The sequence below is a fragment of the Akkermansia sp. UBA7090 genome (assembly GCF_002493465.1).
Classification (GTDB): domain Bacteria; phylum Verrucomicrobiota; class Verrucomicrobiia; order Verrucomicrobiales; family Akkermansiaceae; genus Akkermansia; species Akkermansia muciniphila_A.
Genome location: NZ_DKYW01000007.1, coordinates 121,384 through 128,365, shown reverse-complemented (window position 1 = coordinate 128,365; position 6,982 = coordinate 121,384). Strand labels below are relative to the sequence as shown.

Annotated in this window: 4 protein-coding genes; 3 read left to right on the top strand and 1 reads right to left on the bottom strand. The window is 55.0% G+C overall.

What is annotated here, in order from left to right:
• Window positions 1–487: 487 nt before the first annotated feature.
• The gene (locus tag B3075_RS02220) at window positions 488–1,201 is read right to left on the bottom strand and encodes a PEP-CTERM sorting domain-containing protein (RefSeq protein ID WP_290488652.1); all 714 of its coding nucleotides are present in this window, start codon (window positions 1,199–1,201) and stop codon (window positions 488–490) included.
• Between the two features lie 665 nt (window positions 1,202–1,866).
• Here B3075_RS02220 and metH point away from each other — a divergent pair.
• From metH to B3075_RS02205, 3 genes are read left to right on the top strand one after another with little or no spacing between them, the layout of a single operon-like run.
• The gene (gene metH / locus B3075_RS02215) at window positions 1,867–5,628 is read left to right on the top strand and encodes a methionine synthase (protein ID WP_290488651.1); all 3,762 of its coding nucleotides are present in this window, start codon (window positions 1,867–1,869) and stop codon (window positions 5,626–5,628) included.
• A 17-nt stretch (window positions 5,629–5,645) separates the two neighbouring features.
• Complete coding sequence (locus B3075_RS02210) at window positions 5,646–6,422, top strand: threonine/serine ThrE exporter family protein (protein WP_290488766.1); 777 nt, start codon at window positions 5,646–5,648, stop codon at window positions 6,420–6,422.
• The gene (locus B3075_RS02205; protein WP_094137012.1) at window positions 6,419–6,922 is read left to right on the top strand and encodes a threonine/serine exporter family protein; all 504 of its coding nucleotides are present in this window, start codon (window positions 6,419–6,421) and stop codon (window positions 6,920–6,922) included. Before B3075_RS02210 ends, B3075_RS02205 begins: the two co-directional genes overlap by 4 nt.
• The last annotated feature ends 60 nt before the right edge of the window (window positions 6,923–6,982 follow it).

Here is a 6,982-nt window from a genome sequence, read left to right as displayed (position 1 = left end):
ACTGCGGATTCTAAATCCGTGTTACGAGGAGAATACCTGAATGAGTGATTTCGAATAAAACGCCACCTGTCCCAAAGAGCCAAGAGATAAGCGTTTTCACGTGAAAAGAGCCGCACGACGACTCCTTTTTTCAGAAGAAAGCAAGTTTGAAATCATTTTCAGTACGATTAAAAAATAAAAAATGATGTAGAATAATCCTGCCGCGAGATTTTCAAAAGACTCCATCTGTTGATATTCAGCAAATTCATTCTATAAAAAACATAGAAAATCAATAAAATATTCTGAAAGGGAGTGGGGATATATTCAGTATCTCGTAACCATCTGACCGTATAAATGATGTTGAATATACGGGAAAAAATACGGGAACGCGGGAAAGTTTCAACAGACGGAAGAAACAGCGCTTTTAATCGACCAGGGCTGCTGGAGAGAAGCAGCAGCGTTTGCCACCTTTCCAGATGTTGCCGGGGGAGGTAAAAACAAGCAGACATTAATGTCTGCGGCGCCTTGCCAGAAGGCCTCCCAGTCCCAGGAACGCCAGAGAGGATGTCGCCGGTTCCGGAATCTGGCTGATGGAAAGGGAACCGATGGTCATGGAACAGCCGTTGCCGGATGTGCTGGCCCAGCCTCCCAAGGTGAGACCGTTCAAATAGAGAACTGACTTTTCATAGTTGATTTCCGTTTTATTGACTAATGCCGTGTCTCCAAGGAATGCCTCCACATAGGTAGAGCCGTCTTCCGCCAGGAAATTGACGGTGAGCGTGCCGGAATAGATGTCGGAAACGGAGCCGCTTTCCCCGGAAACATTCATGTTATTTCCATTATTGGAAAAAGCCCAGGTGTTGGTGGTGGTGGAAAAACCGAAGGCCGTCGTTTGCGTGTTGTATGCTCCAAAGCCCAGGGAGAACACGGGGCCATTTCCAAGCTGAAGGCCGGAAACGTCCATTACAAAGGAATAGGAAGCCTTGGACAGGGAAATATATAAGGAAGAGATATCGATCCATGCCCTTTGAGAGGAATCTGCCAGAATCAGGGATCCGTTTTCAATAGAGGGGCCTGTCCCGAATTTGTCAAGTTCTACGAAGAGTCCGCCTGTGGTGGAAGCGCCGCTTTCTGTGAATGCATCCCAAGAGGCAAGGAGCTGGGAAGCCTGTGAACAAGAAATTCCCCACAGCGCAAGAGCCAGAAATATAGTCTTTTTCATAAAAGAGATAATTTGATAATATTAAGAATATATGGATTTTTAATCAGGCAGTCAAATCTAACATTATTTCACAGGTTGTTAGAAAAAATCATGACATCCCATTCGAAAGGGATGTCATAACCAAAGATTCTTCATCCGAAATTCAGAGGTCTAATATTCAGTCTGTTTTGATTTTTATCCATGATCTCCAATCTCAGGCAATCCGTTCTTCATTTTTGAGGGGATTTTTATTCATCAAGTGTAGCTAAGAACGCCTGCCAACAAATCATTTTACTGGGAAAGTACACTTTCATTCCCTGCTCCGCTATCCGGCATGAATGACTTTCCCGTTATTGGAATAGCAACGGCCGTCCAGTTATACACCTGTTATTATCATTTTATTCACACCTCTTCCCTCTTTTTTCAGAATCCGCATTCTTTTTTTCAGAAAAAACATGAAACAGGAAAGACTGCATGGAAGGGGAAGAAAACAGGGAACGCTTCTTATGCCATCGAAAAATCCAGAACGAAACATACGATTTTTCACAGGCGTTTTTTACTTTCCGTAAATCATCGCCATGTCTTTTCCACCTCCTTGAAACCATTTCCCCGGAACGGAACGAGGAAAACGTGACGACAATTGTCCTTGTTCCAATGACGGGCGGGCGGTAGATTTTCCGCGCCATATGAGCAGATCATCCAGAACAGAACGCCTTGATTACCTGAAAGACCAGTTACGTAAAAGGGTTGTCATCCTGGATGGCGCCATGGGCACCAATATCCAAAAATTCAGACTGGAAGAGAAGGATTACCGCGGAGAACGTTTCGCGGATGCGGCACGCTATCCCAACGATTTAAAGAATAATAACGACCTTCTGGTTCTGACCAGGCCGGATATTATTCTGGATATTCACCGCCGCTTTCTGGACACGGGACGGGCGGATATTCTGGAAACCTGCACATTCGGAGCCACCAGCATCGGCCAGCATGATTATTTCTGGCGCCGTCCGGAAGAAGGCAGCCACAAGAACCAGCAGTATTTCCAGGAGGTGGTGAACGCCCCTGAACTGAAAGCCCTTGTCCGGGAATTGAACCTGTCTGCTGCCGCGCTCGCCCGGCAGGCGTGCGACGAAGCGGAAGCCGCAGACGGCAAGCCCCGTCTGGTGGCCGGCTCCATCGGCCCCATGCCCGTCACCTGTTCCCTGTCCCCCGACGTGAATGATCCCGGCTTCCGCGCCGTGAATTTCCGCCAGCTCAGGCAGGCGTACCGGGATCAGGCGCTGGCTTTGCTGGAAGGGGGAGTGGACATGCTGCTGGTGGAGACGATTTTCGACACGCTGAACGCCAAGGCTGCCCTGTTCGCCATTGAAGAAATTTTTGAGGAACAACCGGAAAGCTCTGTTCCGGTCATGGTGTCCGTCACGCTGACGGACAAAGCCGGACGCACGCTGTCCGGCCAGACGATTGAAGCATTCTGGAATTCCATCCGCCACGTGAGCCCCTTCTCCGTAGGCATCAATTGCGCCCTGGGGCCGGACCTGATGCGCCCCTTTGCGGAAGAACTGTCCGGACTGGCGGATTGCCACATGTCCGTTTACGCGAATGCCGGGCTTCCCAACCCGCTCAGCCCTACCGGCTACGACCTTCTGCCGGCGGACATGGCCCGGTTCATGAAGGAATACGCGGACCAGGGCCTGCTGAACATCGTGGGCGGCTGCTGCGGAACCACTCCGGAGCACATCGGCGCCATTGCGGCTGCCGTGGAAGGAATGCCTCCGCGCGTTCCGGTTCCCCAAACGCCTGCGCTTCGCCTGTCCGGATATGAAGCGTATAACCACACGCGGGAAAAAAACACCCTCTTTGTCGGGGAACGCTGCAACGTGGCGGGCTCTCCCAAATTCGCCCGCCTGATTCGTGAAGGAAACTACGAGGAAGCGGTATCCATTGCCCGGCAGCAGGTGGAAAATGGCGCGCTGGTATTGGATTTCTGTTTTGACGACGGCCTGATCGACGGGCCTCAGGCCATGATCCGCTTCCTGAACCTTGTTTCCGCAGAGCCGGATATCGCCCGCGTTCCTTTCATGGTGGATTCCTCCAAATGGGAAGTGCTGGAAGCGGGGCTCCAATGCATGCAGGGCAAGGGAATCGTGAATTCCATCTCCCTGAAGGAGGGGGAAGCAGAATTCCTGAAGAAAGCGGCGCTGATTAAGAAGTACGGCGCGGCGGTCGTGGTCATGGCGTTTGACGAACAGGGACAGGCCGCCAATTACGAGGATCGCGTCCGCATCTCCAGACGAGCCTATGACTTGCTGGTAAACCGGGTGCAGTTTCCTGCGGAAGACATCATTTTTGACCCGAACGTCCTGACCGTAGGCACCGGCATTGCGGAACACGCCGATTACGCTCTTGATTTCTTCAAGGCCGCAGGCTGGATTTCCCGGAACCTGCCGCATGTCCACATTTCCGGCGGCATTTCCAATGTCTCCTTTGCCTTCCGCGGCAACAACCCGGTGCGGGAAGCCATGCATTCCGCTTTCCTGTACCACGCTACGCAGCAGGGGCTGGACATGTGCATCGTGAATGCCGGGATGCTGGAGGTGTACGACAATATTCCCAAGGACAGGCTGGAGCTGATTGAAGACGTTCTGCTGAACCGGAGGACGGACGCCACGGAACGCCTGACGGACTACGCGGAAAAACTGGCTGCGGAAAAAACCGGAGACGGAAAGGAGAAAAAAACCGTACTGGCCTGGAGGGAACAGGACGTCTCCAAACGCCTGGAATATTCTCTTATCAAGGGCATTACCGAATTTGTTGACGCGGATACGGAGGAGGCCTTTCAGGAACTGGGGTCCCCGCTGAACGTGATTGAAGGCCCTCTGATGGCCGGCATGAAGGTTGTGGGGCAACTGTTTGGGGACGGCAAAATGTTCCTGCCGCAGGTGGTGAAAAGCGCCCGCGTCATGAAACAGGCTGTAGCCTGGCTCACCCCCTATATAGAAGCGGACAGCAAAGGTGCCGCCAAGGCGGGAAAAGCCGTGATCGCCACCGTGAAGGGGGACGTGCATGACATCGGCAAGAATATCGTCGGCGTGGTGTTGGGCTGCAATGGTTTTGAAATGATTGACCTGGGCGTCATGGTCCATTGCGATACCATTCTGGACCGGGCGGAAGCGGAACAGGCGGACCTGGTGATGCTTTCCGGGCTGATCACCCCCTCTCTGGAGGAGATGTCCCATGTAGCCGCGGAAATGGAACGCCGGGGGATGACCATTCCCCTGATGGTGGGGGGAGCTACGACATCTGCCCTGCACACGGCCCTGAAAATAGCCCCCCATTATCAAGGAGCCGTGGTGCATACGGAGGATGCCTCCCAGGTGGTGCCCGCAGCCGCCTCCTTGGTGGGAGAAAAAAAGGATTCCTACATTGCCGCCGTGAAGGCCCGGCAGGAAGAATTGCGCAACAATCATGAAAACAAACCAGTCCGCGACCTCCTGCCCCTGGAAAAAGCCAGGGAATTGCGGTGGAAGGGGGCGGAAGGCGGCTATCTCCCCCCCGTTCCCGCCCGTCTGGGCCCGGTTTCCATCGGCAGCCTGCACAGCTCCGTAAGCTGCGGCTGCTGCAGTGACGATCCGCGTTATTACGTAACTATTCAGGAGCTTATCGAGCGCATGGACTGGACGCCTTTTTTCCACGCCTGGGAGCTGCACGGCACATGGGACCGCGCCCGCCGGGAGTTCCGCACCAAGGACCCGTCCAAGGCTGAGGCGGCCGCGGCTCTGTACCAGGACGCCCTCCGCCTGCTGGAACAGGCCGTGAAGGAAAACCGCTACCAGGCGCGCGGCGTCATAGGCATTTTCCCGGCCAATTCAACGGCCAGTCATGACGACATCACCGTCTGGGCTGATGAATCCAGAACCATTCCCCTGGCTACGCTGCTGACGCAGCGCCAGCAACTGGACAAACAGGGGAAACCCCGGCTGGCGCTGGCGGACTTCATCGCTCCCGAAGGCGTCAGGGATTACGTAGGGGCCATGGCGGTCAGCATCCACGGCTCCCGCCGCTGGGCAAAGGAATGGGAAGCCAGAAACGACTCCTACCGCGCCCTGCTGGTCAGCTCTCTGGCGGACCGCCTGGTGGAGGCCTTCGCAGCCATCGCCCATGATAAGCTGCGCCTTTTGTGGAATATTCCGGAAGGGTCCGGCGTGCGTCCCGCCTGCGGGTACCCCAGCCAGCCGGACCACCAGGAAAAGGAAACCGTCTTCACCCTGCTCCACGCCCGGGAGGAAGCGGGCATGAGCCTGACGGAAACATGGATGATGCAGCCCGTTTCTTCCGTCTGCGCCCTCGTCTTCTCCCATCCGGAAAGCACTTATTTCTCCGTGGGCGTCACCGGGGAAGACCAGCAGGAGGATTACGCCTCCAGAAAGCGGGCCTCCCGGCCCTGACCTCCCCTTTCCCTTTGATGCAGCATACCGACCAGATACAGGCCCTTTCGGAATTCCTGCTGGAATACGCCACCACCCTCATGGGCGCGGGAGTGCATACCAACCGCGCCGTGCGCAATATTTCCCGCATTGCCGCCGCGTATGGATACAGCGCGGACATGACCATTTTCCAGCGCAATATCACCATGAGCCTGATCTGCAAGAATGACGAGACGCTGCGCCGCACCTCCGTCCGGAAACTGAAACCTCTGGCGTTCAACCTGAACCTGATCCAGCAGCTCAGTGAATTGAGCTGGCTCCCGGTGGACAACAACGTCAGCATTGCGGAAATGGAACAGGCATTCCGCTCCATGGTGCGCACCAAAAGATTTTCCCGCTGGACGGACCTGCTCCTGGTCAGCGTGGGCAACGCCGCCTTCTGCCGCCTGTTTAACGGAGACCTGTGGGCCATGCTGACCGTGTTCGCCGCCACCATGCTGGGCTTTCTGGCCAAGCAGCAGCTTACCCGGCTGAAATACAATCCGCTGGGGGTCATCATCCTTTCCGCCTTCACCGCTTCCATGGCGGCCGCGTGCGCCGTCCTTTTCCAGATAGGCTCCACACCGCAGATCGCCCTAGCAACCAGCGTCCTGTTCCTGGTGCCCGGCGTCCAGATGATCAACTCCATTATGGACCTGATGCACGGCCACATCCTGATGGGCATTTCCCGCGGCGTCCACTCCATCATGATGATCGTCTGCATCGCCATCGGCCTTTCCGCAACCATGCTCATCGTCGGGGTAAACAGCTTATGAATCCGGATTTTATTTCATCCATCCTTCTAGACGGGCTGATGGCAGCCATCGCCGCCACGGGATTTGCCGTCATCTCCAATCCGCCCAAGCGCGCCATTGCCGTTTCCGCCGTTCTGGCGGCCGTCGGCCACGCTTTCCGCTTTTACATGCAGCATTCCTGGACCATTGACATTTCCAGCGCCACCTTCATTGCCGCCTTCACCATAGGCATGCTGGGCGTCATGACGGCCAAGCTGGTAAAATGCCCGGCGGAAATATTCGCTTTCCCTTCCCTGCTTCCCATGATTCCCGGCGTGTACGCCTATAAGACCATTCTGGCCCTGATGCAGTTCATGCAGGAGAACCAGGACGCGGCCGTCATGAACCGGCTGATCGTGGACATCTGCAAAAACGGCATCACCGCCTTCTTCATCATCTTTTCCCTGGTCATCGGCGTAGCCATACCCATGCTGATGTTCAAACGGTTGAGCTATACACGCGTCATCAAGCCGGGGCATTGACCTTCAAACAAGGGAGACAGGGCATTTTTCTCTTGCCAGACTGCGCCCCGTGTGGTTTAC

Excerpts from the sequence above, each read along its gene's own strand:
- B3075_RS02220 (WP_290488652.1), bottom strand. The coding sequence starts at position 1,201 with ATGAAAAAGACTATATTTCTGGCTCTTGCGCTGTGGGGAATTTCTTGT.
- metH (WP_290488651.1), top strand. The coding sequence starts at position 1,867 with ATGAGCAGATCATCCAGAACAGAACGCCTTGATTACCTGAAAGACCAG.
- B3075_RS02210 (WP_290488766.1), top strand. The coding sequence starts at position 5,646 with ATGCAGCATACCGACCAGATACAGGCCCTTTCGGAATTCCTGCTGGAA.
- B3075_RS02205 (WP_094137012.1), top strand. The coding sequence starts at position 6,419 with ATGAATCCGGATTTTATTTCATCCATCCTTCTAGACGGGCTGATGGCA.